The organism is Burkholderiales bacterium, from assembly GCA_015075645.1.
Classification (GTDB): domain Bacteria; phylum Pseudomonadota; class Gammaproteobacteria; order Burkholderiales; family Casimicrobiaceae; genus VBCG01.
In genome coordinates, this window is sequence record JABTUF010000003.1 from 611,339 (window position 1) to 638,333 (window position 26,995).

Consider the following 26,995-nt stretch of genomic DNA (forward strand, 5'->3'; position numbering starts at 1 on the left):
ACCGCGGCACCGGGGCGCCGATCGACGGTTCAGGATTCGTCATCGGCCTGGTCGAGTCCGGCGGGAGGCGGCGAGCGCGGATCAATCGAGTCTGACCCCATTGATCAGACGATTCGGTGGAACCAGAGCACCGACAGCGCGGCGGCGGCGATGGTGAGGAGCGCCGCCGCCGCGGCGAAGATCGCGGTGACCTCGATGGTCTTCCTCTCGAACACGAAGCGCGTGTTGAGCGCGTCGTAGATCTTGCGCAGGTCGTCGGCGCTGCCCGCGTAGAAGTACTCCCCGCGCGTCAGGTTGGCGATGTTCTTCAGCGTGTCCTCGTCGAGACGTACGCGCATCGACCAGCCCTCGGCGGCGAGGACCTCGCCCTTGGGCGTGCCGACGCCGACCGTGTAGACGCGCACGCCGCGCTCGGACGCCATCTTCGCGGACTCGATCGGATCGGGACCGGTGGTCGTCTGCCCGTCGGTCAGAAGCACGATCACGGCCGAGCCGTGCGAACCGGGTTCGACCGGGGCGGGCGGCTCCTTCGGCGGTTTGGTCGGGTCGCCGCTCCCGAGCGCGCGCGCTCCGCCATCCTGCTTCGGACGCGGGTTCTGGCTGCGGAGATCGAACACGACGTCGGGCACGAGGGTCTTGAGGGAGACCAGGATCGCGCTGCCGACGGCCGTGCCGCGCTGCACCTGGAAACGGTCGATCGCTCCGAGCAGGTCGTCGCGGGCGCTCGTCGGCGGCTGCACGAGCGACGCGGTGCCCGCGAAGGTGACGATGCCGACGCGCACCGTCGACGGCAGGTCCTCGACGAACGCGCGCGCCGCCGCCTGCGCCGCGGCGATGCGCGTCGGCTGCACGTCGGTCGCGCGCATGCTGCCGGAGACGTCGATCGCCAGGATGATCGTTTCCTGCTTCGACGGCAGCAGGATCGTCGCTTCCGGCCGCGCGGTCGCCACGATCATCGTCGCGAGCGCGGCGAGGATCAGCAGCGGCGGGACGTGGCGGCGCCAGCCCGCGCCGCGCGCGAGCGCGTCGCGCACCAGCGACAGGTTCGCGTAGCGCAGCGCGAGGTGCTTGCGCCGGCGCTGCAGCAGCAGGTACGCGCCGACGCACAGCGGCAGCGCGGCGAGCCCCCAGAGGAGTTCAGGCCACTGGAACGACACGCCGGGCCTCGAGATGCTTCGGGAGTCCGCCGCCGACCGCGAGTTGCGTGCGCCGCTTGCGGAGATCGGCGAAACGGAGCACCGCGCCGGTCAAGTCCTCGTCGGTCGCGAGTTCGAGCGCGTCGACCCCGGCGGTCGCGAAGGCGTCGCGCACGATCGCCTCGCGGCGCTCGGCGGCGGCGGCGAAACGCTTGCGGAACCCGCGGTCGTGCGTGTCGACGAACATCTGCTCGCCGGTCTCGCTGTCCTCGATGACGACCATGCCGAGATCGGGCAGCGCGCGTTCGAGCGGGTCGTAGAGGCGCACCGCGACGACCTCGTGGCGGCGCGCGAGATGGGCGAGCGGACGGTCCCAACCCGGCGCGCTCACGAAGTCCGAGACGATGAACATCAGCGAGCGCCGGGGCACGATCCCGATCGCGGCCTGCAGCAGATCGGACAGCTTCGTTCCGGACGACTTCGCGACCGGCGGGCGCCTGCCGAGGCTCGCCATCAGGTGCAGCACCTGGCGCCTTCCGCCGCGCGCGGGGATCACCGCGTCGACGCGGTCGCCGTAGAGGATGGCGCCGATCCGGTTGCCGTGCCGGGTGAGCAGGCGCGCGAGCACCGCGACGAACTCGGTCGACACGTTGCGCTTGCGGACCTCGGAGGAGCCGAAGTCGATCGACGCCGAGAGGTCGAGCAGGAACCACGCGGTCACTTCGCGGTCCTCGACGTACTCGCGCACGTAGGGCGTCTGCAGCCGCGCGGTCACGTTCCAGTCGATGCGACGGACGTCGTCGTGGTACTGGTACTCGCGCAGGTCGGCGAGGTCGAGGCCGAAGCCGCGGAAGAGCGTCCGGTAGTCGCCCTGCAGGAGGCCGTCGAGACGGCGGATCACCGTCCACTCGAGCCGGGAGAGCAGCCGCTCAGGATCGTTCGGCGAGCGCGACATGGGTGTCGAGCGGCTTGTCCGGCGCGGCGATGCCGCGCAGGATCTCGAGGATCAGCCGGTCCGCCGACACGCCGTCGGCGAGCGCCTCGTAGGACAGCGACAGGCGGTGGCGCAGCACGTCGGGCGCGATGTCGATCATGTCCTCGGGCAGCGCGTAGGACCGGCCGCGCAGGAACGCGAGCGCGCGCGCGCACTCGACCAGCGCGATGGTGGCGCGCGGGCTCGCGCCGAAGGTGATGTAGCGCGCGATGTCGCGGATGCCGTGGCGCTCCGGCTCGCGCGTCGCCGCGACGAGCTTCACCGCGTACTGCATCAGGGCCGGATCGACGTAGCCCGACCGGCACTCGCGGTGGAGCGCGGCGAGCTGGTCGGTCGAAGCCACCGGCATCACGTCCTGCGACGTCCCGGTGACGCGCTCGACGATGACGAACTCCTCGGTCTCGCTCGGATAGCCGACCAGCACCTTCATCATGAACCGGTCGACCTGCGCTTCGGGCAGCGGATAGGTGCCCTCGGTCTCGATCGGATTCTGCGTCGCCATCACGAGAAACGGGTCGGGCACCTTGTGCGTCTCGCCGGCGATCGTCACCTGGCGCTCCTGCATCACCTCGAGCAGCGCGCTCTGCACCTTGGCGGGCGCCCGGTTGATCTCGTCGGCGAGCAGCAGGTTCGTGAACACCGGGCCGAGCGCGGTCGAGAACTCGCCGGTCTTCTGGTTGTAGATGCGCGTGCCGACGAGGTCGGCGGGCACGAGGTCGGGCGTGAACTGGATGCGCCGGAACGTGCCGCGGATCGTGCGCGCGAGCGTCTTCACCGTGAGGGTCTTCGCGAGCCCGGGCACGCCCTCGACCAGCAGGTGGCCCTGCGCGAGGATCGCGACCAGCACGCGCTCGAGGAACGCGTCCTGGCCGACGACGACCTTCTTGACTTCGTAGAGGAGCCGCTCGGTCAGCGGGGCGTGGGTCGGCGGCGCGAGGTCGTGGGGGTCCATGTCGGTGTCCGGTCGATGATGCGATTCAACGTTCGACGTCAAACGCTCAACGTCCAACGCTCCTTCAGAAGGGGGACATCCCGGCCGCGGCGGCGGCGTTCTCGATCGGCACCGCGAAACCGATGCCGACGAACACGCGCTGGTCGGTCGGATTGAGGATCGCGGTGACGATGCCGACGACCTCGCCGTCCATCGTGACGAGAGGGCCGCCCGAGTTGCCGGGGTTGGCCGCGGCGTCGAACTGGATCAGGTTGGTGAGCGAACGCTTGCCGTCCGACGAGCGGTACTCGCGCTTGAGCCCCGAGATGATGCCCGAGGACGCGGAAGGACCGATGCCGAACGGAAATCCGACCGCCACCACTTCGTCTCCGGGCGCGAGGTCCTGCGTCGAGCGCAGCGCGGCGGGCCTGAGATCGTCGGGCAACTTCGCCGCCTTGAGCACCGCGAGGTCGTTCTCGGTCTGGATGCCGATCACGCTCGCGTCGGACTCGGTGCCGTCGTAGAAGATCACCTTGAGCTTGGAGGCTCCGAGCACGACGTGCAGGTTGGTGAGGATGGTTCCGTTGTCGACGATGACCACGCCCGATCCGATGCCGACGCCCTTGCCGATGTCGGGATGGCCTTCGGGCAACGGTTGCCGGTCGGTGCGCTTGCCGTCCTTGCCCGGCCCCGGCGCAGCGGGTTTCGCACCCGGCTTCTTCGCGCCGTCCTTCGGCGGCTTCGCGTCCTTGTCGTCATCCGCGTAGCCGGTGCCGATGACCTTCACGACCGAGGGCTCGATCACCTCGTAGGCTTTCGCGGCGCGCGAAGGGAGCGACTGCGTCGCCAGAGTGTGCAGCACCGCGCCGTCGATGTCCTTCTGCGTGAGCATGCGTCCCGCTGGACGCGTCGACTGCCACCAGGCGAAGGCCAGCGCGCCGATGAGGAGTACCGCGAACGGGGAAATCCAGCGCTCTTGCCGGCGCACCAGGCGGCCGAATGCACGGCCGTTGCCTGGCGTCACGGCGGTGGATGCGACCGCGGCAGGGGCATCCGGAGCGGGGGGCGAGGCGGCAGCGCGTTGCGGGGGCACGGCTGCGGGTGCCGGGATCTCCCGGAGGACCGAACGGCTGTAGAGCGCGGTGCGGCGCATGGGGGCCTCGCCTGGGCGCCCACCTGAGCCGGGCGCGCCCTCGCTAGCATAGAGAATATCGCGGCGCGCGCAAGGCCGCCGCGTCGCCCTTGCGGGCGGGTATCACCCGGCGTAGCCGTCGATCAGGAAGAACTGACCGATCGCGGCGTCCGAGCGCACCGACCTCGCGTGCACGTATTCGGGCGACGACCAGAAGGTCCGGGCGTGCTCCATCGTCGGAAACTCCAGCACGACGACGCGATCGCGCTCGTCGGGGCCTTCGAGCGTCGTGACCGGACCGCCGCGCACGAGGTAGCGGCCGCCGTGCTTCGCGATCGCCGCGGGCGCGAGCGCCGCGTAGTCCTGGTAGCGTTTCGGATCGGTGACGTGGATGCGGGCGATCAGGTAGGCAGGCATCGGAAGTCCAGTGAGATCGGCGCCGCGGGTGCGCCGGGAAGGGTCGGTCCGCGGAGGAGGATCGCTATCCCCGCGACCACTTCTGCAGCCAGAAGCAGAATGCGGCCGCGATCACCCAACCGAACCCGGCGATCGGCATGTCCGAGACGAAGGTCCACACCACCGCGTTGACGAGGCAGAGCAGGATGGCGAACAGCGCGACGAGGATGTTGCCCACGTGCCGGTCCACAGGGTGCCGTGCGGGGCGGCGTGCATGCGCTTCGGCCGGGACCCGCGCACCGGCCCCATGATTCTGTCATAACGGCTCGCGACCGTCCCCGGGGTTCGCCGGGTGGCGCGTCCGGGGCCGGGAGGACCGGCAGACGTCGGTCAGGACGTCTTCGCGTTCGACAGGACGTTCAGCGCGAAGCACCCCAGCGCGGCGAGCATCGCCATCGAGAAGACGCCGACGAACGGCCCCGCCGCCGGATTGCCGGACAGGAACACGCCCAGCGCGATCATGAGCGGCGGCAGCAGCAGGTTGTGCGCCCAGAAGTGGATGCGCGCGAGCAGTGTCGTCGACGCCGCCGGGTAGAAGTGGTAGACGACGCCCGCCAGCGCGAGTGTCGCCCAGCCGAGCAGGACGAGGTGCGCGTGTACCGGAGCGAGCGTGAACTTCTCGATCATGCCCATGTACAGCCCGAGCGACGCGCCGACGAAGAGGTAGACGACCGCGATCTTCAGGAAGCGAAGGCCCATGGGAGCTTTCCTTTCGCGCAGGCGAAGCGTTTCTTCGGGCGTGCATTCTGGGCGCCGCGTAGAGCCGGAGCAAGCAGAAATTTCTTGCGGCCGCGTCAGTCGATGGCTCGGTGCGTGCCCCTGTCGCGATCGAGGAGACGCGCGCGGTCGAGCGCGGCGCGATGTCGCGCGCGGTGCGCATGTCGCGCGCGTCGGGACGGAACGGAAGCCGTGATTGCGGCGCGATCGCCGCGCCAGTTCACCGCGTTTCAGGCGCTGCGGCGCGGGGGATGGCCGTGCGTCGTCGTGCGGCCGTACCAGAACAGCACGGTGCCGATCGCGAGCGCGACCGGAAGCGGCCACACCAGCACCGCGGCGAGCCAACCCCAGCCGGGATCGCGGTCGAGCAGGTGCACCGAGAGCGTCACCGCGAACGCGGCACCGAGGGCCGCAGCGAGCGACGCGCGCTTCGCGTCGCGAAAGGCCGCCTCGGCGAGCGCGCCGATGGCGACGGGCAGGACGACGAGCACGAGGAACGGTTCCACGGGCGCTCCGTGGATCAGAGCGTACTCCGGATCGCGGGGGTACGGTTGTCAGTTGTCAGTTGTCAGTTGTCAGTTGTCAGTTGTCAGTTGGCAATGGCGGCGGTGTCTCCGGTGGCGGCGGATCGGATGCCGTCGCCTGGAACCTGTAGGTCGGGCTTCAGCCCGACGGGGTTCGCTGAGTCGATGCGAAAGGCGTTCGGCTGAAGCCGAACCCACATGCAAGAGGCGTCGGAGGTCTTGTGGGTCAGGCCTGGCGGGGTTCGTCGCGTCATCGCTCGGCCGGAGGCGCCTTCACGACGCATCGCGCCGCCCGCGCGAGCAGGAGGTCGCGCTCGCGGGCGTTGCGCGTGAGCGCGGCCGCGCGCTCGAACGCGATGCGCGCCTCGTCGCGGCATCCGAGCTTCGCGAGCAGGTCGCCGCGCACGCTCTGCAGCAGGTGGTAGCAAAGAAGCGAAGGCTCGTCGCGCAGCGCGTCGGCGATCTCGAGGCCGGCGGCCGGACCGAAGGCCATCGCGACGGCCACCGCGCGATTCAACTCGACCACCGGGGAGGGCGCGATCTGAGCGAGCGCGTCGTAGAGCGCGGCGATGCGCGACCAGTCGGTCTCGCCGGCGACGCGCGCGCGCGCATGGCAAGCCGCGATCGCGGCCTGGATCGCATAGGGGCCGAGCGTGCCGCCGAGCTTCTCGGCGCGTTCGAGCGCCGCGAGCCCGCGTCCGATCAGGAGCCGGTCCCAGCGCGCCCGGTCCTGGTCGAGGAGCAGGACCGGTTCGCCGCCCGGACCGGTGCGCGCGTGCATGCGCGAGGCCTGGATCTCCATCAGCGCCACCAGGCCGTGCACCTCGCTCTCGCGCGGCGTGAGTTCGGCGAGGATCCGGCCGAGCCGCAGCGCCTCCTCGCAGAGTTGCGGCCGCATCCAGTGCTCGCCCGCCGTGGCGGCGTAGCCTTCGTTGAAGATCAGGTAGATCACCTCGAGCACGGACGAAAGGCGCGGCGCGAGCTCGGCGGCGGAGGGCACTTCGAACGGCACGTGCGCCTCGGAGAGCGTGCGCTTCGCGCGGACGATGCGCTGCGCGACCGTCGCTTCCGGCACGAGGAACGCGCGCGCGATCTCGTCGGTTGCGAGTCCGCCGAGGAGCCGCAGCGTGAGCGCGATCCGCGCCTCGGGCGAGAGCACCGGATGGCAGGCCACAAACACGAGGCGCAGCAGGTCGTCGCCGATCTCGTCGTCGCGCGCGGCTTCCGCCTGCCGGTCGGCCAGTTCCTGGTCGAGCTCGAGTTCGTGCAGCAGTTCCGCGTGCTTGCGTTCGAGGAGCCTGTCGCGGCGCAGGAGGTCGAGCGCGCGGCGTTTCGCCGTCGCGGTGAGCCACGCGCCGGGGTTGTCCGGCACGCCCGAGGCCGCCCAGTGCTCCAGCGCGGCGACGAGCGCGTCCTGCGCGAGTTCCTCGGCGAGCCCCACGTCCCGAAGCATGCGCGTGAGCACCGCGACGATCTTCGCCGACTCGATGCGCCAGACGGCCTCGATGGCGCGATGCGTGGCGTTCTCGCTCACCGGACGCGGGCCCCGCCGCCGCGGCTCGCGGCATGCGATCGCAGCGATCGGCCCGCGAATCTCCGCGGCGCGAATGGTGCGATCACGCCTTGCGCGCCAGCACCATCCAGTCGACGCCGAAGCGGTCCTGCACCATGCCGAAGCTCGTCGCGAAAAACGTGGGCCCGAGCGGCATCCCGACTCGGCCGCCGTCGGCGAGCGCGTCGAAACGCTGCTTCGCGATCGCGTCGTCCGGCACGCTGACCGCCAGCGCGAAGCCCGCGAACTGCGGCTTGCCCGCGCAATACCCGTCGGACGCCATGACCACCGTGTCGCCCACCTTGAACTCCGCGTGCATGATGCGGTCCTCGCTCCCCGGCGGGAGCATCCCGGGCGGATGAGGATCCGGGCTCTCGCGATTGCGCATCAGGAACGTGACCGTGGCGCCGAGCGCGCGGCCGTAGAACGCGAGCGCCTCCTCGCAGCGTCCGTCGAACATCAGGTAGCTCTGGACCTGCATCGTCGTCTCCTTCAGTGGCCGGATGCGTTGCGTGCCGACACTTCCGCGCGCAGCCGTTCCTCCTGCGCGCGAAGCTCCGGGGTCAGCGCCGCGCCGAAGTCCTCGGCGTCGCAGACCTGGCGGATCTCGATCTCGCACGGAATGGCGAAGGGGTTCGGACAGCGCCTGACCCATTCGATCGCCTCCTCCTTCGACTTGACCTGCCAGAGCCAGAAGCCCGCGATCAGCTCCTTGGTCTCGGCGAACGGACCGTCGATGACGGTGCGCTTCGTGCCCTCGAACCGGACGCGCGCGCCCTTCGAACTCGGGTGCAGGCCTTCGCCCGCGAGCATGACGCCGGCCCTGACCAGTTCCTCGTTGAACCGGCCCATGTCGGCGAAGAGCTTTTCGTCGGGCATGACGCCCGCCTCGGAATCCTTCGTCGCCCGCACGATGACCATGAACCTCATGGATGCCTCACGTGGTTGTCGTCCCGGCCGCCGATCGGCCGGGCTTCACCCGCACGACGATCGGGCGCGCGGGAAATCGACATCGACGCGCGCCGAACGCACGTTCGGCCCAGCGCCGTGCGGGACGCCGCGAGCGGCGCGGCGGAATCGCCCCCGCGGGTGCTCACGCCGGCGGCTTGCGCCCGCCGCGCACGATGCCCGCGACGAGCCCAATGAGCGCCCCGATCGGACCCGCGACGAACACCGCCGTCATGCTCGCCTCGACCGCGGAGTCGTGCACATTGGACGACAGCAGCGACACGAGGGCGTAGCCTGCGACCGCACCGAGCGCGAAGCCCGCGATGACGCCGACCACGCCGAACCCGAGCCTCCTCACGCGATGCTCCCGAGCCACGAGCGCGCCAGCGACTCGTCGACGAACACCTCGGCGGTGAGGCCGAGGTCCGCCGCGACCCGCACGCCGAACCGGTCCGGATGGATCAACCGGGACTCGACGACGAGCGCGACCGCGACCATCCCGCCCGCCGCCCGCGCCCATTCTTCCACCGCCAGGAATCGATCGACGAGCGACGGTACCGGGATGCCTTCGAGTCCCCGGCCGTCGATCAGGAGCCGGCCGAGCGCCCGGCTGCGGCAGTAGGCCACGCAGTCGGCGACGAAGTCCACCGCCTCGACCAGCGTTGCGTTGCCGCGCGGACGGAACACGCAATGGCCGTCGCTCGATTCGGGTTGGGCGTCGATCGTCATGGCGGATCGGAGGCAGGTGCAGTCATCGCGACCGCGGCGTGTCGTCAGGCCGGCGCCACGACGCGCACGACGGCCTCGCGGTAGTCGCGAAATCCCATGCGCGCGTAGAGCCTTCGCGCGTTCGCGTTGCCGCTCATGACGTGCAGGAACGGCGTCTCGCCGCGCCGCATCTGGCGGAAGACGAGCTTCTCCATCAGCCGCCGCGCGAGGCCGCGCCCCTGGGCCTCCGGGTGCGTGCACACGCCGCTCACCTCGCGCAGCGTGCCCGCCTGCATGCGTTCGCCCGCCATCGCGATCAGCCGTTCGCCGTCGAAGATGCCGAAATACTCGCCGAGTTCCGGCGTGCGCGGGCCGAAGGGGCCGGGCTTCGTCAGCGTCGCGAGCGCGAGTGCCTGTTCGTGGTGCGCGGGCGCGAGCGGCAGCGCGTCGGGCGCCTCGTCGCGGCCGGGCGGTGGCCGGTCCCACACCATCTTGAACATCGTCGTCTCGGCTTCGACCCGCCACCCCAGCGGCGCGGTGCCCGACCAGCCGTCGCAGTAGAAATGCTCGTCCGGACCGCAGAACGGCGCGAGCGCGGCGAAGTCGGGCCGCGCCTGGTCGGCGAACCCCACGATCGGCGAAAAGCCGCGCGTGTACCGGCGCGCCGCGCCCGCGCCCTGCGCGAAGCGGGCCTGCGCGCCGGACAACGCGTGCCACACGATGTTGTCGAGCAGGGAGATCATGGGTTTCGCCGGCCGCGCCGAGCGCAGGCCCGTGCGGCCGGCGTACGTGTCGTTCGCACGCCGCAGTCGTCGACCGATGCCGCTCCCGCCGGGACCCGCCGTCAGCCGATCCGGCCGATGATCGCCTTCATCTCGTCGACCGACCAGGCACGCATCGAGGTCGTGCGCACGTTGCCGAGCGAACCCAGTTTCAGCAGGCCCGCAGTGATCGCGTCGTCCGGCCCTTCGACGACCACCGCCATGTCGTGCGCGCCGACGGTGTAGTACGCGTGCCGGATCGAGAAGCCGAGCTTCTCGGCCGCGGCCCGGAAGGCCGCGAGGCGTTCCGGCGAATCCTTGACGTTGCGGATGCCCTGGTCGGTGAAGTTCGCGAGGACCACGTAGGTTGCCATGTCGCACCTCCTCCGTCGGATCGGCCGGACGGCCGTCGCGCCGCGATCGAGGTGTCGCGGCAAGTCCGATGCTCCGGCCCGCACGCAGGATACGCGAACCGGTGGGCGCACGGCGCGCGGCCTCGGCGGGCCGATTGCGCTGGGGACGGAAACTTCGCCATCCCGGAGGAATAACCTGCGCGGGCGACTGTTCGTCCACCTTGGCTCGTGCGTCGTACCGGATGTCCGGCGAGGCACGGGCCGGGACCGCGGCGCATCCGGCCGCGCAACGCGTGAACCTGGAGGAGGATCCATGCGAAGGACGATGCTCGGAATGGCGCTGGCAGCCGCAGGCGTGGTGCTGACCGGATGCGCGGGGATGGCGACGCAGGGCGGACCGCAGGACATGACGTTCTTCGTCACGAGCGCCGGCCCGGGCCAGGGCGCGAACCTCGGCGGCCTCGCGGGCGCGGATGCCCATTGCCAGAAGCTCGCCGCCGCCGCGGGGGCGGGCGGGCGTACCTGGCGGGCCTACCTGAGCACGCAGGCGCCCGCACCCACCGATGCGAGCGCGGTGAACGCGCGCGACCGCATCGGGAGCGGTCCGTGGCGGAACTACAAAGGCGAGGTGATCGCGCAGAGCGTCAACGACCTGCACTCCGCGTCGAACAACCTCGACAAGCAGACGGCGATCGACGAACGGGGCCAGACGGTGAACGGCCGGGGCGACACGCCGAACAACCACGACATCCTCACCGGGTCGCGCCTCGACGGCACCGCGTTTCCGGGGGGAGGGACCAACCCCGACATGACCTGCGGCAACTGGACCAAGGGCGGTCCGGACGGCTCGGCGATGGTGGGACACCACGATCGCACGGGGCTCGCGCCCGTGCCCTGGGCGCAGTCGTGGAACATGTCGCACCCGAGCGCGGGTTGCGACGCGGCGAAGCTCCGGGCGACCGGCAGCGCCGGACTCTTCTACTGCTTCGCCACGAATTGACGGCGTTCGCCGGCGCGTGCGGGGGGCGCGCGCCGCCTCCCCGCACTCCCGGACGGGCAACTCCGATCACGCTTCGCGTCGAAGGCATGATGGCCCGCGCGCGGACCGTGCCCGGTCGTGCCGAGGGGATCAACCCGGCCGTCGTCCCTTGACTGCGTTGGCCCGCGCGCGTTGCGTGACACTGCCGTCCGCTGCGATGGCGAGGCGCGCGCGCACCCGTGAACGGATCTGCTCGACCTCGTCCGCGGGTCGCGCGTCGAGGATCGAGCGGAATGCCGCGCCCGACATGCCGGAAGCCCACACCTCGTCGAAGTTCGCGAATCGGCGCTCGACGGCGATCTGCCGGGTCTCGATGCCGGCGAGCCCGGCGTCCTGCCACAGGACACGCATCGTGTCGATCCGCGAGGCTTCGACGCTCGGCGGCTTTTGCGCCGGCGTGCCCATCTCGTGCAGCACGGAGGCGAGCGCGGCGTGCGGGAAGCCGCCGCCGTGCATGTCCCAGACGTAGGCGGCGACCGCGCCGCCGGGACGCACGACGCGCACCATCTCGGCGACGCACGCCGCCGGGTCGGGCACGAAGAAGATCACCAGCGCCATCAGCGCGACGTCGAAGCTGGCGTCGGCATAGGGAAGCGATGCCGCGTCGCCGGTCCGGAAGCGCACCTCTGCGGTGGCGGCCTGCGCGCGCGCCCATTCGATCTGGCCCGCCGACGGATCGATCGCGTCGACGCCCGACGGCGCGGCGCGCGCGACGATGCGGCCGGTGAACGCGCCGTTGCCGCAGCCGACGTCGAGCCAGCGCAACCCGGCGGGGAGCGCGAGCCAGTCGAGGAACACGTCGCCCGCGAGCCGGCTCCAGCCGCCCATCATCCGGTCGTACGCGGCACCGTCGTCGAACGGGATCGGCGCGCGACTCATCGCATCAGGCCTCCGACACGTAGTGCAGCAGTTCCTCGTCGCCGGGCGGCAGGCGGATCGTCCCCTCGCGGCGGAAGCCGAGGCGTTCGAGCAGCCGTCGCGACGGTGGGTTCTCCTGCGAGACGATCGCGACGATGCGCGCGCCGTCGAGGTCACGCACCCCCCGATCGCCGATGTGGCGCAGCCAATCGGGATCGTTCAGGAGCGCGAGCCCGAACGGGGCGTCGTCCGGCTCGAACCAGTGGACGACGAGACGCTCCGTCTGCGCGACGCGCGAAGGGCGCGCGAGGGGGGGCGAAGGCGCGGGATCGACGGGACTTCTCATTCAGGGTCGCGTGCGGCGGCAGATCGAGCAGTTGCAGCGGAACGACGGTTGCGTCAGGTCGAGGTCCGCCTCGAAGACGACGGCGCCGCAATGGCAGCGCCCGCGGTAGGTCTTCAGCATCAGGCGCCGCTCCGGTCGGAGGACGCGAGCGTGGTGGGCTCGCCGTTGAGCGTGACCTTCGAGAACGGCCAGTCGTTCGCGAGCCAGCGGCGCAGGAACGAGTGCAAGTCGTCCTCGAGGCCGCTCGAAAGTTCGCTCGCCCGCGCCCAGAACCAGACGTCGGCGTCGGTGCCCCCGACATGCGGGGGATCGACGTAGACGCAGCCGAGGAGCCGCGCGTCGTCGCGCGACATCACCGCGTAGTCGAACGACGAGCGCAACTGAAACTCCTTCTGGTGCCAGCCCAGGTCGACGATGTTCTGCTCGATCGTGAGGTCGTCCGCGGGCCAGCCCCAGACCTCGCCGAAGCGGCGCCACAGGTGCTCGCGGCTCGACATGACCGCATCGTAGTCCTTGAACGCGTCGTGGATCGTGATCGAGCGCATGCGGAAACGCGCGGTCTCGACGACGGCCGGGACGACGAAATCCCGGGGCAGGAATGCCATCGATGGACCTCGGGTCGGTTGCGGAATCGGGTGCGGTACGTCGCGTCGAACCCGCCGTCACGCGGGGGTGGACCTGCCTTGTCCGCCGATGCGCGCCTTGGCGCAGCAGCGGACGGCGGCGTCGATCCGGTCAGGCACGCCGTTCGAACGCGAGCCCGACGCCCAGCCCGACGAGCACCGCGCCGCTCGTCCGGGTGAGCCAGACGAGCGCACGCGGGCGTGAGCGCAGCGCGCCGGACAGCATGCCGGCGCAAAGGCCCACCGGGCCCTTGACGACGAACGTGAGCCCGGCGAAGACGAGGCCGAGCACGAAGATCGACAGCGTCGGATGCGCGGTGCCCGGCGTGACGAACTGCGGCAGGAACGCGAAGTAGAACACCGCGATCTTCGGATTGGAGAGATTCGACAGCGCGCCCTCGACGAACAGGCGGCCGGGCGACTTCCGCGCGCCGCCTGCGAACGCGAGTTCCGCGTGGCGGGTGGAGAGCAACTGGATGCCGACGTAGACGAGGTAGACCGCGCCGACGAGCTTCAACGCGAGGAACAGCCACTCGGAGGCGCGCAGCAGCGCGCCCAATCCCGCGGTCGCGAGGATCGTGTGGCCGACCAGCCCGACGCTCACGCCTGCCGCGGTCGCGACGCCCGCGTGCGCGCCTTGCGCGATCGAGCGCGACATGACGAGCACCATGTCCTGGCCCGGCGTCACGATCAGCACGAGCGAGGCGACGATGAACAGGATCCAGGTGGCGTCGATCATGGGTCGGCGGGGCGAAGGCGCGGAGGACGGGCGAAACGTCCCTTGTACCCGAAGCGGCGCCGGTTGAGAAGCGGCCGGATCCCGCATCCTGCCGCCGGCCGCGCGATGGCCCCCGGCGCCACGCCATCGCGCGTTCGCTACCTCCCGCCCTGCGCGGCGACGCGATCGAAGAAATCGTAGATGGCGCGATCGCCCATGTTGCGCGCGTCGGCGAGTTCGCCCGCCTGCGTCGCGTAGATCACGGTGCCTTCGGGCGAGAGCACCGCCACCGCGGGAATGCCGCTCTTCAGCGGGACGCCGAATTTCGCGGCGAGGTCGACGTTGCGGTCGAAGCGCCCGACGTCGACCTTCACGACGCTGAAGCGGCGGGCGATGAGCGGAGCCGCAGCGCCCTGCCGGAACGCCAGGTCGAGGATCTTGCAGTCGGCGCACCAGTTGGCGCCGAACACGACGAGCACCGGCATCCGCGTGTGCGCGGAGCGCGACAGCGCGGAGGCGATGTCGGCGCGGGCGTCCGCGCCCTCGTCGTAGGGGCCGGTCGCGGCGGCGACGGCGAGCGGGATCGCGGCCAAGAGGGCGGTGAGGGTTCGGCGCATGGCGTCGGCGGTCGCAGGTATTGCGGAAGCTTACTCCCGCGCGCGGCGTACGGTGCCCGGCCCGCGTCGCGCCCCGGCCCTACCTGATGAACTGGTCGACGAACCGCTCGCCCAGCCCGCAGGCGCGGTAGTGCCTGCGGCACATCTCGGCCTTGGTGAAGACGTCCTCGTAGCCGGTGACCGCCCCCTCGTCGTCGACGTAGATCATCGCGCCGTGGATGTTGAAGAACGTGATCATCTCCTGCGCGCCGACGGCTTCGTCGACCACGAGTGTGTGGATCTCGCCGGGCGGCTCGTAGACGAAACTCCCTTCGGTCGCCACCCAGTCGTGCTCGAGGTAGCGCCACGCGCCCTTCATCACGAGTCCGGTCACCCACGACGGGTGGACGTGGCGCGAGAGCACGCCGGTCTTGCGCACGCGCAGGAGGTTGCACCAGCTTCCGGTGACGGTGTTCAGGAGCAGCGGCCGGAACCAGACGTCCTTCGCCTGCGGCACCCAGACGCGCTCGTCGTCGGGGATCGCCCGCTCTGCGATCTCGGGCTGGATGCGCGGAACCTGCGTGATCATCGTGAAACTCCTTCCTGCGGTGTTCTCGGGGAGTCGGCGGTCATCGCGCCCCTGCGATCAGGCCGCGGCCGCGATGAGTCGCTCGACGCCCGGGTAGTCGCCGCGCGCGATGACGTACTTGGCGGCGTACCCGCCCCACTTGCCGCCGCTCGTGAATGCCCGCAGGAACGCATCGCGGTCGACGACGCGCCGCCCGCCGAGCGTCGCGACGCCGCGCTCGAACAGCGGATCGGGCAGGGTGCCCGCGGTCGGGCCGACCACGGCGACGTGGCGCGCGTGACGGCAGGCTGCGAGCACGTCGTCCAGCGTGTCGTTCAGGATGATCGTGCAGGTCGAGACGACCTTGTCGCAAGTCTCGAGCTCCGCGGGGTCGAGCGTCACGCGAACGCCCGGCTCGTCGCGCACGAGCTCCGGCTTGAGTTCGAGCACCGTGAGCCTCGCGCCCGACCGACGGACGATCGGGACGAGCGGAGTGAAGAGCCCGATCATGCCGATGTGCTCTCCGGGCCGCGGGTCGATCGCGCCCAGCGGATCGCCGCCGGCGTCCGGCACCCAACGCGCGCGCGTGAACAGGCCCTGCGACAGCGCGTTGATCGTGGCGAAGCCGAGCGCGCGCGCGACCGGATCGTCCGTCGCGAACCCCGCCGCGAGCGAAGCGGCATCGATGCCCGCCAGGCCATGTCCGCCGTGGCGTTCGCGCAACGGCGATTCGGTGCCTGCGAGCTGGATGTAGGCGAAGCCGATCGAGCCCTCGTCGAGTTCCAGCGCGCAGAACTCCGCCTCCTTGGTGCCGCTCGCCGGCGGCAGGTGGAACGCCCGCACCCGCGGCGCGCCGAGCCGATGCGCGACGCGGCCGGCGAGTTCGACGTAGCGCTCAGTGACCGTCGGCATCGCGGCTCGGAGGCAGGTGGCGGCGGCAGCGCTGCCGCGATGCCGCGCGGCTCCCGTCGTCGGAGGCCGGCGGCGCGACGTCGAACAGCCTCCTTGAGCTCCTGCACATGTCGGCCTCCGCGGCACCAGCGAAACGGGCGCACCGAGGTGCGCCCGCCCGCAACGTTGCGCGATGCGCTACTTCGACGCCGGGAGCTTCCCCTGCACGCCTTCGACGTAGTAGTCCATCTTGTTCAGCGTCGCGTCGTCGATCGTCTTGCCCGCCGCGATCCGCTCCTTGCCCTCGTTGTCCTTCACCGGGCCGGTGAACGGGTGGAACTTGCCGGTCCGGATGTCGGCCTCGACCTTGCCGACCTCGTCCTGGACCGACTTCGGCACGGCGGCGTTGAACGGCGCCATCTTGATCATGCCTTCCTTGATGCCGCCCCAGAGGCTCGACGGCTTCCACTTGCCGTCGACCGCCGCCTGCACGGTCTTCGTGTAGTAGTCGCCCCACTGGTGGGTGACCGCGGTGAGCTGCGCCTTCGGGCCGTACTTCGACATGTCGCTGTGGTAGGCGACCGCGTAGACGCCCTTCGCTTCCGCGGCCTGCACGGCGGCGGTCGAATCGGTGTGGTGCGTGAGCACGTCTGCGCCCTGCGAGACGAGCGTATCGGCGGCGGTGCGCTCCTTGCCCGGGTCGAACCAGGAATTGACCCACACGACCTTCACCTCGGCCTTCGGGTTCACGCTGCGCATCCCGCGCGTGAACGCGTTGATGCCCATCACCACCTCGGGGATCGGGAACGCGCCGACGTAGCCCGCGACGTTCGACTTGGTCATGCGGCCCGCGACGATCCCGGCGAGATAGCGGCCCTCGTAGAAGCGCGCGTTGTAGATGCCGACGTTGGCCGCGGTCTTGTATCCGGTCGCGTGGTCGAAATGGGTCTTCGGGAAGCTCTGCGCGACCTTGATCGTCGGGTTCATGTAGCCGAACGAGGTCGTGAAGATCATCTGGTGGCCGCTTTGCGCGAGTTCGCGGATCACGCGCTCGGCGTCGGCGCCCTCCGGCACGTTCTCGATGTACTTGCTCGTCACCTTGCCGCCGAGCGCCGCCTCCATCTGCTTGCGGCCGATGTCGTGCTGGAAAGTCCAGCCGGCGTCGCCGATCGGGCTCACGTAGACGAAGCCGATCTTCATCGGACCGGCGGCCTTCGGCTGCGAGAGCGCCGGGATGGCGGTGGACGCGAGCGCGCCGGCCATCGTCGCCAGCGCGGTCCTGCGGTTCATCTTCGGCATTGCGGCAATCTCCTTGGAATGCGGGGGCGGGAGGGGGAAGCCACCCGTCGGCGGATGGCGTCGTGCGGAGGCGGATTCTACGCCGGAACGGGCGCGGGGCCGGCCGGCGGGGTTGCTGGTGTCCGGCGGCACCGAAGCGGGTCGCCGGCCGCGCCGATCAACGTGCATTCAGCGCTCACGCGTGGGGGTGGAACGGCTTGCCGAGCGACGCCGGCGCGTTCAGGCGGATGGTGACCGCGTCGCGCGAGATGATCGCCAGCACGACGATGGTCGCGAGGTAGGGCAGCATCGACAGGTACTGCGCGGGAATCGCCGAGCCCGCGGCCTGGGCCTGGAACTGCGCGAGCGTGACGCCGCCGAAGAGGTACGCTCCGGCGAGCACGCGCCACGGCCGCCAGGTCGCGAACACGACCAGCGCCAGCGCGATCCAGCCGCGTCCGGCCACCATGCCCTCGACCCACAGCGGCGTGTAGGCGACCGACAGGTAGGCGCCGGCGAGCCCCGAGCAGGCGCCGCCGAACACCACCGCGGCGTAGCGGATCGCGACGACCGGATAGCCGATCGCGTGCGCCGACTGCGGCGACTCGCCGACCGCGCGGAGCACGAGTCCCGCCCTCGATCGGGTCAGGAACCACTGCACGGCGGCGAACAGCACGAACGACAGGTAGACGAGCGGGTTGTGGCCGAACAGCAGCGGCCCGACGAGGGGCAGGTCGGAGAGCCCCTTGATCGCGAGCGGCTTGATGCCCTCGATCACGACCGACACGTAGTCGAGGCCGACGAACGCCGAGAGCCCGACGCCGAAGAGCGACAGCGCGAGTCCGGTCGCGACCTGGTTCGCCATCAGCGAGAGCGCGATGACGCCGAAGACGAGCGATACCGCGGCGCCCGCCGCGGTGCCCGCGGCGACGCCGAGCCACGGCGATCCGGACTTCGACGCGACGATGAACGCGACGACCGCGCCGACCAGCATCATGCCCTCGACGCCGAGGTTCAGCACGCCCGACTTCTCGGTGACGAGTTCGCCCAGGCTCGCGTACACGAGCGCCGTGCCCGCGGCGAGCGTCAGGACGACGAGTTGCGCGACGGTGTCCATCGTCGGTCAGTCTTTCGTCGGGCGGAGGCGCGCGTGCGCGCGAGGCGCGGTTGCGCCGCGGATCGACCCGGTCGCGGGAACCGGGCGCTTCACGCCGGCGCCCTTCCGACCCGGCGCCGGCGGAAGCGGTAGCCGATGAGGACATCCGCCGCCAGCAGGAAGAAGAGCAGCGTTCCCTGGAACAGTCCGGTGACCGACGACGGCAGCGCGAGATTCAGCTGCGCCGATTCCCCGCCGAGGTAGAGGAGCGACATGAGGAGGCTCGCGAACACGATCCCGACCGGATTCAGCCGGCCGACGAACGCGACGATGATCGCCGCGAAGCCGTAGCCCGGCGACACCGACGGCAGCAGTTGTCCGATCGGCCCGGCGACCTCGCCGACGCCCGCGAGTCCCGCGCACGCGCCGCCGACGAGCATGCCGATCCACACGGTGCGCGGCGACGAGATGCCGGCGTAGTGCGCCGCGGCGGGCGCGAGGCCGGCGACGCGCATCTGGTAGCCGACGAAGCTCTTCTCCATGAACACCCAGCCGGAGGCCACGACGGCGAGCGCGACCAGGAGCCCGACGTTGAGTCGCGTCTCGGCGAGGAGGTTCGGCAGGATCGCGCCTTCGGTGAACATCCTCGACTGCGGGAAGTTGAAGCCCTCGGGGTCGCGCCAGGCGCCGTGGACGAGGATCGACAGGACGAACGTCGCGACGTAGACCAGCATCAGCGAGACGAGGATCTCGTTCGCGTTGAAGCGGGTGCGCAGGAACGCCGGGATCGCCGCCCACGCCATCCCGCCCGCCATGCCCGCCGCGAACATCACCGGCAGCAGCAGCGGCGAGGTGCTGCCCTCGAACGCGAGCGCGACGCCGCCGCCCGCGATCGCGCCCATCGTGAGCTGGCCTTCGGCGCCGATGTTCCAGACGTTCGCACGGTAGCCCGCCGCGAGGCCGGTCGCGATCAGCATCAGCGGCGACGCCTTGAGCAGCAGTTCGCCCACGCCGTAGAGCGAGTCGACCGGCTTCACGAAGAACGCGTGGAACGCGTCGAGCGCGTTCTTGCCCATCAGCGGGAACAGCACGAGCCCGACCGCGATCGTCATGCCGACCGCGATCAGCGGCGACGCCCAGCGAAAGGTGCGCGACGGTTCGGGGCGGGCTTCGAGGCGGAACATCATGGGATCCGCGACGCCATTCGTCGCCGGACGGAGCGCGGGTTCGTGAGGACCGTCGAGTCGAACATCACGGCTCCGCCCCGATGGCCCCGGCCGGCGAGAACCCGCGCGCGGCCTGAGCGCCCGGGGCGATGAACGAACCCGCCATCAGCATCCCGATCTCCGCGGCGCTCGTCTCGCGAGCGGGCCGCGCCTCTGCGAGCCTGCCCTGCGCGATCACCGCGATGCGGTCGCAGATCTCGAAGAGTTCGTCCAGCTCCTCGGAGACCACGAGGACCGCGACGCCCGCGTCCCGGAGGTCGATCAGCGCCTGGCGGATCTGTGCCGCGGCGCCGACGTCCACGCCCCAGGTCGGCTGCGCGGCGACCATCACCTTCGGACTCTGCCCGATCTCGCGCCCGACGATGAACTTCTGCAGGTTGCCGCCCGAGAGCGAGCGCGCGGCCGCGTCCGGGCCCCCGGCCTTGACGTGGTAGCGCTCGATCGTCGTCTGCGCGAACGCACGCACGGCCGCGGCCTGCACGAATCCGCGCCGCACGAGTCCTCGCGCGTGCGCGGTGAGGAGCGCGTTCTCCGCGAGCGACATCTCCGGCACCGCGCCGCGCCCCAGTCGCTCCTCCGGGACGAACGCGAGTCCGAGCGCGCGCCGTTCGTCGGCGTCGAGCCGGCCCGCGGCGACGCCCATGAGCGTGATCGCCCGCGCGTCGTCGATCCGCCGCTCGCCCGAGAGCGCCGCCATCAGTTCCTTCTGGCCGTTGCCCGAGACGCCGGCGATGCCGACGATCTCGCCCGCGTGCACCGCGAGCCGCAGGTCGACGAGCGAGGTGCCGAACGGGTCGTCGGAGGGAAGCGAAAGTCCCTCGACGACGAGCCTCGGCTCGCCGCGGCTGACGTCGCGATGCCGCGGATGCGGCAGGTCGCCGCCGATCATCATCCGCGCGAGCGATGCCGAGGACTCGCGCCGCGGGTCGCAGGTGCCGGTGACCTTGCCGCCGCGCAGCACCGTCGCGCGCGTGCAGAGCGCGCGGATCTCGTCGAGCTTGTGGCTGATGTAGAGGATGCTGCAGCCTTCGCCCGCGAGCCGGCGCAGCGTCGCGAACAGCTTCTCGACCGCCTGCGGCGTCAGCACCGAGGTCGGCTCGTCCATGATCAGGAGCCGCGGATCCTGCAGCAGGCAGCGCACGATCTCGACCCGCTGCCGCTCGCCGACCGACATCGAGTGGACGTGGCGGTCGGGGTCGAGCGGCAGGCCGTAGCGGGCGGACACGTCGCGGATGCGCGCCGGCAGGTCGCCGCCGGCGCGTTCGCGGTCGAGCGCGAGCGCGATGTTCTCGGCCACGGTCAGCGTCTCGAACAGCGAGAAGTGCTGGAACACCATGCCGATGCCGAGCCGGCGCGCGCGCGCGGGATTGGCGATCGTGACCGGCTTGCCTTCCCAGCGGATCGTTCCCGCGTCGGGCTTCACGACGCCGTAGATCACCTTCATCAGCGTCGACTTGCCGGCGCCGTTCTCGCCCAGCACCGCGTGGATCTCGCCGGGCGCCACCTCGAGGTCGATGCCGTCGTTCGCGACGACGGACGGATAGGCCTTCGTGATGCCCGCGAGCGCGAGGCGCGAGGCGGAGCCGGCAGCGTCGCCCGTCACGCCCGGGTTCCTCGCGCGGCCGGCGCGGAACGGAGGCCGCCCCCGTTCGTCGTCTCGCCGCGGTGATCGCCATCGCTCGCGCGGCGCTCGCGCAGCGCGAGGATCTCCGCCGCCACGCCGACCGCGATCACGCCCGGCTCCTTGCCGGCGAGCCCGGCGCTCGCGCCGATCGGACAGGTGACGCGCGCGAACGCATCCACGGACACGCCGCGCGAGGCGAGGCGCCGCGCGAACTGCGCGCGCTTCGAGGCCGAGCCGATGAGTCCGAGGTAGGTCCAGTCGTCGCGGGCGAGCGCGGCCTCGACGATCTCGAAGTCGAGGATGTGCGAGTGCGTGGTGACGACCACGCAGGCGCCGCGCGGCGCGTCGGCGAGTTCGTCGGCGGGCGCGTCGGTGACGACGACCTCGACGTTGCCGGGGATGTGCGCCGGGAAGTCCGCCTCGCGCTCGTCGATCCAGCGCACCCGGCAGGCCAGCGCGCCCAGCACCTGCACGAGCGCGCGGCCGACGTGGCCGTTGCCGAAGACCAGCAGGTCGAACGCCTGCGGTCGCACGACGTGGATGAAGAGCGACGCCGCGCCGACCTCGGCGAGCCCGGTGACGCCGCCGGGGGCAAGGCGCCCCCGCGCGGCCGCCACCGCGGCCGAGTCGAGGTCCGCGTCCCCGATCGATCCGCGCGAATCGTCGGCCGTCACGACCAGCAGCCGCGCCGCGCCGTCCGCCACGCCCAGGCGATGCACGAGCGCGAAGCCTGCGCCGGTGCGCTCGCAGGCGAGCGCGACGTCGAGCCAGCCGTCCGCCGCATCGACGACCGCGAAGGCGACCGTCGCGACGCCGCCGCAGCACTGGCCGAGCCGCGCGGCGAGCGGGAAACGCACGAGCCAGGTCGCCGCGGGCGTCGTGCCCGCGACCGCGTCGCGCGCGAGCCTCGAGGCCTCGTGCTCGAGGTGTCCGCCGCCGATCGTGCCCGCGGCGCCGCCGGCGGAGACCACCTGCCATGCTCCCGGCTCGCGCGGTATCGAGCCGCTGCCATGCGCGACGGCGACGATGGCGGCGCGGCCGTCCGCGGCGATGGCGCGGGCGAGTTCCGACGCGAGTCCGCTCACGCCGCCGCCTTCGCGCGCCGCCGCATGTCGTCGACCGCGCGCAGGATGCGCTCGTCGGTGGCGGGAGCGTCGAGATCGGGCGCGAACCGGTAGTCCGACAGGCTCGACACCGCGTCGCGCAACGCGTGGTAGCCCGCGAGCGCGAGCATCAGCGGCGGTTCGCCGACCGCCTTGCTGCGGTAGATCGTCTCCTCGCGGTTCGCCTCCGGCCAGAAGTCGATGCGCACGCGGGCGGGCCAGTCGCGCGAGGTCGGGATCTTGTAGGTCGACGGCGCGTGCGTGCGCAACTCGCCCCGGGCGTCGAAGACCAGTTCCTCCATCGCGAGCCAGCCCCAGCCCTGCAGGAACCCGCCCTCGATCTGCCCGCGGTCGATCGCCGGGTTGAGCGAGGTGCCGACGTCGTGCAGGATGTCGACGGCGAGCAGGCGGTGCTCGCCGGTCAGCGTGTCGATCGCCGCTTCCGCGCACGCGGCGCCGTACGCGTAGTAGAAGAACGGGCGGCCGGTCAGCGTCTTCGTGTCGTAGTGGACCTTCGGCGTGGCGTAGAAGCCGGTCGCCGACAGCGACACGCGCGCGAGGTAAGCGGAGCGGGCGAGTTCGGCGAAGGTCATCGACTTCCCGCCGCCGGTCACGACGCCGGCGCGAAACGCGACCGCGCCGTCGTCGCAGCCGAACGTGCGCGCCGCGTGCGCGGCGAGGCGCGCGCGCAGGCGCACCGAGGCGTCGCGCGCGGCCATGCCGTTGAGATCGGTGCCCGACGAGGCCGCGGTGGCCGATGCATTGGGCACCTTGCTCGTGTCGGTCGCGGACACGCGCACGCGCGAGGGCGGAATCCCGAGTTCCTGCGCCACGACCTGCCGGACCTTCGTGAACAGGCCCTGGCCCATCTCGGTGCCGCCGTGGTTCAGCAGCACGGTGCCGTCGGTGTAGACGTGGACGAGCGCGCCGGCCTGATTGTAGTGCGTCGCGGTGAACGAGATGCCGAACTTCACCGGCGTGAGCGCGAGGCCGCGCCGGATCACCGGGCTCGTCCGGTTCCATCGCGCGATCGCCGCGCGGCGTTCGCGGTAGCGCGAGGTGCGCTCGAGGCGCTCGATCAGCGCGGGCGCGATGTTGTCCTCGACCGTCATGCCGAACGGCGTGACGTTGCGCTCGCCGACGCCGTAGAGGTTCGCCTTGCGGACGTCGAGCGGGTCGCGGCCGGTGGCGCGCGCGACCGCGTCGATCACCGCCTCGATCGCGAACATGCCCTGCGGGCCGCCGAAACCGCGAAACGCCGTGTCGGACACCGTGTTGGTCCTGCAGCGGTAGCTGTGGATCGCGACGTCGGGCAGCCAGTAGGCGTTGTCGGCGTGGAACATCGCGCGATCGTTGACCGGTCCGGACAGGTCGGCCGAGAACCCGCAGCGCGAGGCCAGCGTGAGGTCGAGCGCGAGGAGGCGGCCGTCGTCGTCGAAGCCGACGTCGTAGCCGTGCACGAACGCGTGGCGCTTGCCGGTCGAGCGCATGTCGTCGTCGCGGTCGAGGCGCAGCTTGACCGCGCGGCCGCTGCGCCGCGCGAGCACCGCGGCGACGCAGGCGAAGAGCGACATCTGCGATTCCTTGCCGCCGAAACCGCCGCCCATGCGCCGGCATTCGACGACGACGTCGTGCGCATCGATGGCGAGCGCTCGCGCGACGGTGTGCTGCACCTCGCCCGGATGCTGGGTCGAGCAACAGACGCGCATCCCGCCGCCCTCCTGCGGGATCGCGAGCGCGATCTGACCCTCGAGGTAGAAGTGGTCCTGGCCGCCGCTCTCGATCGTACCGGCGAGACGGTGCGGCGCCCGGGCGAGCGCGGGGGCGGGCTCGCCGCGCGCGACGTGCACAGGAGGCAGCACGAACGACCGCGCGGCCATCGCTTCCGCGACAGTGAGGATCGGCGGCAGCGGTTCGATGTCGAAGCGTGCCGCGCGCGCCGCGCGGCGGGCCGCCTCCACGCTCGTCGCGGCGACGGCGAACACCGGCTGGCCGGCGAAGTGGACGACGCCGTCGGCGAGGATCGGGTCGTCGTGGAGGACCGGCCCGACGTCGTTCGCGCCCGGAAGATCGGCGGCGACGATCACGTCGACGACGCCGGGTGTCGCGCGGACCGCGTGAAGGTCGACCGAGCGCACTCGCCCGTGCGCCATCGGCGAGACGCCGACCGCGGCGTGGAGCATCCCGCGCGGCTCGGCGAGGTCGTCGGTGTAGTTCGCCTCGCCGCTCGCGTGCAGCGCCGCGGACTCGTGCGGCAGCGCCGCGCCGGCCGGTTCGGGTTCGAGCGCGGCACCGAACGCCGCGAGCGGAGTGCGCGGATCGTTCATCGCGTCATTCGACCGGCGACAGGTCGCCGATCCGCGTCGGCGCCGAGGTCTTCGCGCCGGTCTCGAGCCAGAAGCGGCGCATCAGGTTGCCGAGCGCGCGGCGACGATACGCCGCGGAGGCCCGCATGTCGTCGATCGGCGCGAACTCGGCCTCGAGCGCGACGGCGGCGGCCTCGGCGGAGGCCTCGTCCCACGGCTTGCCCTCGAGCGCGGCCTCGGCCGAGGACGCGCGCTTCGGCGTCGCCGCGACGCCGCCGCAACCGATGCGCGCGGCCGTCACGCGGCCCGCGTCGAGCGTGAGCGCGAACGCGGCGAACACCGACGAGATGTCCTGGTCGTAGCGCTTCGAGAGCTTGTAGGCGCGGAGCGCGAGCCCCGCGGGCCGGCGCGGCACGCGCACCGACGCCACGAACTCCCCGGGAACGCGCGCGGTCTTCTGGTAGCCCAGGTAGTAGTCCTCGACCGGCATCGCGCGCGTCGCTTCGCCGCGACGCAGCACGACGTACGCGCGGAGCGCGATCAGCACGGGCATCGAGTCGCCGATCGGCGATCCGTTGGCGACGTTGCCGCCGAGCGTGCCGGCGTTGCGGATCGGCGAAGAGGCGAACCGCATCCACGCTTCGTGGAGTTCGGGGTAGTCGTCGTCGAGCGCCTCGAACGCGTCGGCGAGCGTCGCCGCCGCGCCGATCTCGATCGAGTGCCCGTCGCGGCGGACCGTCGCGAGGTCGCGGACCGCGCCGGTGGAGACGAGCGTGCCCAGGTCCCGGTGCTCTTTGGTGATCCACAGGCCGACATCGGTCGCGCCGGCGACGATGCGTGCGTCGGGGTGCGCGAGGCAGGCCGCGGCGAGACCGTCCGCGTCGATCGGGGCGAGCCAGCGCTGTCCCGCGCCCTCGTAGTCGAACGTCGCGTCGCGTGCGAGCGCGTCGAGTTCCGCGGCGAGCCGCTGTTCCTCCGGGGAGACGATGCGGCTTCCGTCCGCGGCGACACCGGGCCCGCGCCAGCCGAGGGCGCCGCACGCCTTTGCGTCGATGGCTCCCATGCGCTGCGCGGCGTCGACGATCGGCCGGTACCCGGTGCACCGGCACAGGTTGCCCGAGAGCGCGTCGTCGATCGCCTCCCGCTCGGGCGCGTGCGCGTTCTTCCACAGTCCGAACAGGCTCATCGCGAAGCCCGGCGTGCAGAAGCCGCACTGCGAGGCGTGGCACTCCACGAGCGCCTGCTGCACCGGGTGGAGCGTCCCGGAGGACGGGCGCAGCGCCTCGACCGTGAACACGGCCTTGCCGTCGAGCGAGGGCAGGAGCCGGATGCAGGCGTTGACCGGCTTCCAGTCGAGCGTGCCGTCGCCGCGCGACCCTGCGACGACGACGGTGCAGGCGCCGCAGTCGCCTTCGGCGCAGCCTTCCTTGGTCCCGGTGAGCGAGCGTTCCTCGCGCAGCCACGCGAGCAGCGTCGTCTGCGGCGAGCGTCCCGCGACGTCGACGCGCTCGCCGTTCAGCACGAGGCGGATCGGGTCGGTCCCGTCGGCGGGCATCGGGGGCGCGGTTCCGGAAGGGCCGGGCGGCGCGCCCGGGGGTCGCCTGCGATGCTCCCGCCGCGGAGGGGGTTTGTCAACCGCGCGCGCGGGAATGCATACCGCATCGCGCGCCGACGCGCCCGGGCCGCCGCGCGGCGGGGGCGGGAGGCCGGGGGGGCACGACCGGCCGGAGGCTCCGCCCGATCATGCATACATGATGACGCCCTCGGTGTATCCCGGATCGTTTGACCGGCGATCTCCCGCGGGAGTAGGCTCGCGCGATGGCGGCACGACGTCAGGCGGGCGGTGCGGAGGCGCGCATCTGCCGGGCCATCCGGCAGGCGATCCTCGAGCGCCGCCTCGCGCCGGGCACGAAGCTGCAGGAACTCGCGCTCGGCGACTTCTTCGGCGTGTCGCGCACCATCGTCCGGCAGGCGCTGCGCCGCCTCGATCACGAGGGCGTCGTCGCGCTGCGCGAGAAACGGGTCGCGGTCGTCGCCCGGCCTTCCGCGGCCGACGTGCGGCACGTGTTCGCGGCTCGGCGCGTCGTCGAGGCAGCGGTCGCCGAGGCCGCGGTCGCGCGACTGCGCCGCGCCGACCTCGATGCGCTGCGGAAGCTCGTGCGCGACGAGGACGCGGCCTACGCCGAAGACGATCGCCGGCGCGGCCTGCGTTTCTCGCTCGCCTTCCACCATCGGCTGGCCGACGCCTCGGGCAACCCGGTGCTCGCGCGCTACGCGCGCGAACTCGTGCTCCATTCCTCGCTCGCGATCGCGCTCTACGAGCGCGCCGGGCTCCCGCGCGACCACGCCGGGCACGGGGCGCTCCTCGGTGCCATCGTGCGCCGCGACGCGAAACGCGTCGCCCGGCTCATGGCCTCGCACGTCGATGAACTGGAGCGGCGACTCGCGCTCGACGGCACGGCGGCGGCGCAATCGCTCGCGCAGATGCTCGGGCCGGACGCCCGCTGACCG

The 26,995-nt window shown here is 71.6% G+C and carries 31 protein-coding genes and 1 pseudogene; 2 read left to right on the forward strand and 30 right to left on the reverse strand.

Features of this window, described 5'->3' with window-relative positions:
• Window positions 1-104: 104 nt before the first annotated feature.
• From HS109_09840 to HS109_09910, 15 genes are all read right to left on the reverse strand, one after another.
• Window positions 105-1,157, reverse strand: a complete 1,053-nt coding sequence (locus HS109_09840) for a VWA domain-containing protein (protein MBE7522670.1) — start codon at window positions 1,155-1,157, stop codon at window positions 105-107.
• The gene (locus HS109_09845) at window positions 1,138-2,091 is read right to left on the reverse strand and encodes a DUF58 domain-containing protein (GenBank protein ID MBE7522671.1); all 954 of its coding nucleotides are present in this window, start codon (window positions 2,089-2,091) and stop codon (window positions 1,138-1,140) included. The genes HS109_09840 and HS109_09845 overlap by 20 nt, the downstream gene beginning before the upstream one ends.
• Entirely contained in the window at window positions 2,066-3,082 is a 1,017-nt protein-coding gene (locus HS109_09850; protein ID MBE7522672.1) for a MoxR family ATPase, read from the reverse strand. Before HS109_09850 ends, HS109_09845 begins: the two co-directional genes overlap by 26 nt.
• A 64-nt stretch (window positions 3,083-3,146) precedes the next feature.
• Window positions 3,147-4,214, reverse strand: coding sequence for a trypsin-like peptidase domain-containing protein (locus tag HS109_09855; protein ID MBE7522673.1), 1,068 nt, complete (start codon window positions 4,212-4,214; stop codon window positions 3,147-3,149).
• Window positions 4,215-4,316: 102 nt separating this feature from the next.
• Window positions 4,317-4,610, reverse strand: coding sequence for a DUF1330 domain-containing protein (locus HS109_09860; protein MBE7522674.1), 294 nt, complete (start codon window positions 4,608-4,610; stop codon window positions 4,317-4,319).
• A 64-nt stretch (window positions 4,611-4,674) separates the two neighbouring features.
• Complete coding sequence (locus tag HS109_09865; GenBank protein MBE7522675.1) at window positions 4,675-4,827, reverse strand: hypothetical protein; 153 nt, start codon at window positions 4,825-4,827, stop codon at window positions 4,675-4,677.
• Window positions 4,828-4,979: 152 nt separating this feature from the next.
• Window positions 4,980-5,348, reverse strand: coding sequence for a cytochrome-c oxidase (locus HS109_09870; protein MBE7522676.1), 369 nt, complete (start codon window positions 5,346-5,348; stop codon window positions 4,980-4,982).
• Between the two features lie 248 nt (window positions 5,349-5,596).
• Window positions 5,597-5,872 carry a hypothetical protein gene (locus HS109_09875; GenBank protein MBE7522677.1) on the reverse strand — a complete coding sequence of 92 codons (276 nt, stop codon included), beginning with the start codon at window positions 5,870-5,872 and terminating at the stop codon, window positions 5,597-5,599.
• Window positions 5,873-6,140: 268 nt separating this feature from the next.
• Window positions 6,141-7,424 carry an RNA polymerase sigma factor gene (locus tag HS109_09880; GenBank protein MBE7522678.1) on the reverse strand — a complete coding sequence of 428 codons (1,284 nt, stop codon included), beginning with the start codon at window positions 7,422-7,424 and terminating at the stop codon, window positions 6,141-6,143.
• 82 nt (window positions 7,425-7,506) lie between these two features.
• Window positions 7,507-7,923: a VOC family protein gene (locus HS109_09885; protein MBE7522679.1), complete on the reverse strand. Its 417-nt coding sequence runs from the start codon at window positions 7,921-7,923 to the stop codon at window positions 7,507-7,509.
• A gap of 11 nt (window positions 7,924-7,934) precedes the next feature.
• A complete protein-coding gene (locus tag HS109_09890) occupies window positions 7,935-8,372 on the reverse strand; it encodes a YciI family protein (protein ID MBE7522680.1) in 438 nt (145 codons plus the stop codon).
• 163 nt (window positions 8,373-8,535) lie between these two features.
• Entirely contained in the window at window positions 8,536-8,748 is a 213-nt protein-coding gene (locus tag HS109_09895; GenBank protein MBE7522681.1) for a hypothetical protein, read from the reverse strand.
• The gene (locus HS109_09900; protein ID MBE7522682.1) at window positions 8,745-9,119 is read right to left on the reverse strand and encodes a hypothetical protein; all 375 of its coding nucleotides are present in this window, start codon (window positions 9,117-9,119) and stop codon (window positions 8,745-8,747) included. The genes HS109_09895 and HS109_09900 overlap by 4 nt, the downstream gene beginning before the upstream one ends.
• Window positions 9,120-9,163: 44 nt before the next feature.
• Entirely contained in the window at window positions 9,164-9,841 is a 678-nt protein-coding gene (locus tag HS109_09905; GenBank protein ID MBE7522683.1) for a GNAT family N-acetyltransferase, read from the reverse strand.
• Between the two features lie 101 nt (window positions 9,842-9,942).
• Entirely contained in the window at window positions 9,943-10,233 is a 291-nt protein-coding gene (locus HS109_09910) for a GYD domain-containing protein (protein MBE7522684.1), read from the reverse strand.
• A gap of 292 nt (window positions 10,234-10,525) precedes the next feature.
• On the opposite strand from HS109_09910, the gene HS109_09915 reads away from it, so the two are divergent.
• On the forward strand, window positions 10,526-11,212 hold the full coding sequence (locus tag HS109_09915) for a hypothetical protein (protein MBE7522685.1): 687 nt from the start codon (window positions 10,526-10,528) through the stop codon (window positions 11,210-11,212).
• Window positions 11,213-11,341: 129 nt separating this feature from the next.
• Here the strand turns inward: HS109_09915 and HS109_09920 are convergent, their stop codons facing one another.
• The 15 genes and pseudogenes from HS109_09920 to xdhA form a co-directional block, all read right to left on the reverse strand.
• Complete coding sequence (locus HS109_09920; GenBank protein ID MBE7522686.1) at window positions 11,342-12,130, reverse strand: class I SAM-dependent methyltransferase; 789 nt, start codon at window positions 12,128-12,130, stop codon at window positions 11,342-11,344.
• A 4-nt stretch (window positions 12,131-12,134) separates the two neighbouring features.
• Window positions 12,135-12,455 (reverse strand): GNAT family N-acetyltransferase, encoded by a 321-nt coding sequence (locus tag HS109_09925; GenBank protein ID MBE7522687.1) that lies wholly within the window; start codon window positions 12,453-12,455, stop codon window positions 12,135-12,137.
• A gap of 6 nt (window positions 12,456-12,461) precedes the next feature.
• Window positions 12,462-12,575: pseudogene (locus HS109_09930) on the reverse strand (GFA family protein).
• Window positions 12,575-13,060: a GNAT family N-acetyltransferase gene (locus tag HS109_09935; GenBank protein ID MBE7522688.1), complete on the reverse strand. Its 486-nt coding sequence runs from the start codon at window positions 13,058-13,060 to the stop codon at window positions 12,575-12,577. Before HS109_09935 ends, HS109_09930 begins: the two are co-directional and overlap by 1 nt.
• A 130-nt stretch (window positions 13,061-13,190) precedes the next feature.
• Window positions 13,191-13,817, reverse strand: a complete 627-nt coding sequence (locus HS109_09940; protein MBE7522689.1) for a LysE family translocator — start codon at window positions 13,815-13,817, stop codon at window positions 13,191-13,193.
• A 137-nt stretch (window positions 13,818-13,954) separates the two neighbouring features.
• Window positions 13,955-14,413, reverse strand: coding sequence for a thioredoxin family protein (locus tag HS109_09945; protein ID MBE7522690.1), 459 nt, complete (start codon window positions 14,411-14,413; stop codon window positions 13,955-13,957).
• 79 nt (window positions 14,414-14,492) lie between these two features.
• Window positions 14,493-14,981, reverse strand: coding sequence for a 2,4'-dihydroxyacetophenone dioxygenase family protein (locus tag HS109_09950; protein MBE7522691.1), 489 nt, complete (start codon window positions 14,979-14,981; stop codon window positions 14,493-14,495).
• Window positions 14,982-15,038: 57 nt separating this feature from the next.
• Window positions 15,039-15,872, reverse strand: a complete 834-nt coding sequence (locus tag HS109_09955; protein MBE7522692.1) for a DUF364 domain-containing protein — start codon at window positions 15,870-15,872, stop codon at window positions 15,039-15,041.
• A 177-nt stretch (window positions 15,873-16,049) separates the two neighbouring features.
• The gene (locus HS109_09960) at window positions 16,050-17,150 is read right to left on the reverse strand and encodes a BMP family ABC transporter substrate-binding protein (protein MBE7522693.1); all 1,101 of its coding nucleotides are present in this window, start codon (window positions 17,148-17,150) and stop codon (window positions 16,050-16,052) included.
• A gap of 175 nt (window positions 17,151-17,325) precedes the next feature.
• Window positions 17,326-18,246 (reverse strand): ABC transporter permease, encoded by a 921-nt coding sequence (locus tag HS109_09965; GenBank protein MBE7522694.1) that lies wholly within the window; start codon window positions 18,244-18,246, stop codon window positions 17,326-17,328.
• A gap of 89 nt (window positions 18,247-18,335) precedes the next feature.
• Window positions 18,336-19,409, reverse strand: coding sequence for an ABC transporter permease (locus HS109_09970; GenBank protein MBE7522695.1), 1,074 nt, complete (start codon window positions 19,407-19,409; stop codon window positions 18,336-18,338).
• A 67-nt stretch (window positions 19,410-19,476) separates the two neighbouring features.
• Window positions 19,477-21,054 carry an ABC transporter ATP-binding protein gene (locus tag HS109_09975; protein ID MBE7522696.1) on the reverse strand — a complete coding sequence of 526 codons (1,578 nt, stop codon included), beginning with the start codon at window positions 21,052-21,054 and terminating at the stop codon, window positions 19,477-19,479.
• A complete protein-coding gene (xdhC, locus tag HS109_09980) occupies window positions 21,051-22,160 on the reverse strand; it encodes a xanthine dehydrogenase accessory protein XdhC (protein ID MBE7522697.1) in 1,110 nt (369 codons plus the stop codon). The genes HS109_09975 and xdhC overlap by 4 nt, the downstream gene beginning before the upstream one ends.
• The gene (gene xdhB, locus HS109_09985; GenBank protein MBE7522698.1) at window positions 22,157-24,505 is read right to left on the reverse strand and encodes a xanthine dehydrogenase molybdopterin binding subunit; all 2,349 of its coding nucleotides are present in this window, start codon (window positions 24,503-24,505) and stop codon (window positions 22,157-22,159) included. Before xdhB ends, xdhC begins: the two co-directional genes overlap by 4 nt.
• A gap of 4 nt (window positions 24,506-24,509) precedes the next feature.
• Complete coding sequence (gene xdhA, locus HS109_09990; GenBank protein ID MBE7522699.1) at window positions 24,510-26,039, reverse strand: xanthine dehydrogenase small subunit; 1,530 nt, start codon at window positions 26,037-26,039, stop codon at window positions 24,510-24,512.
• A gap of 263 nt (window positions 26,040-26,302) precedes the next feature.
• On the opposite strand from xdhA, the gene HS109_09995 reads away from it, so the two are divergent.
• Entirely contained in the window at window positions 26,303-26,992 is a 690-nt protein-coding gene (locus HS109_09995; GenBank protein MBE7522700.1) for a GntR family transcriptional regulator, read from the forward strand.
• Window positions 26,993-26,995 lie beyond the last annotated feature (3 nt).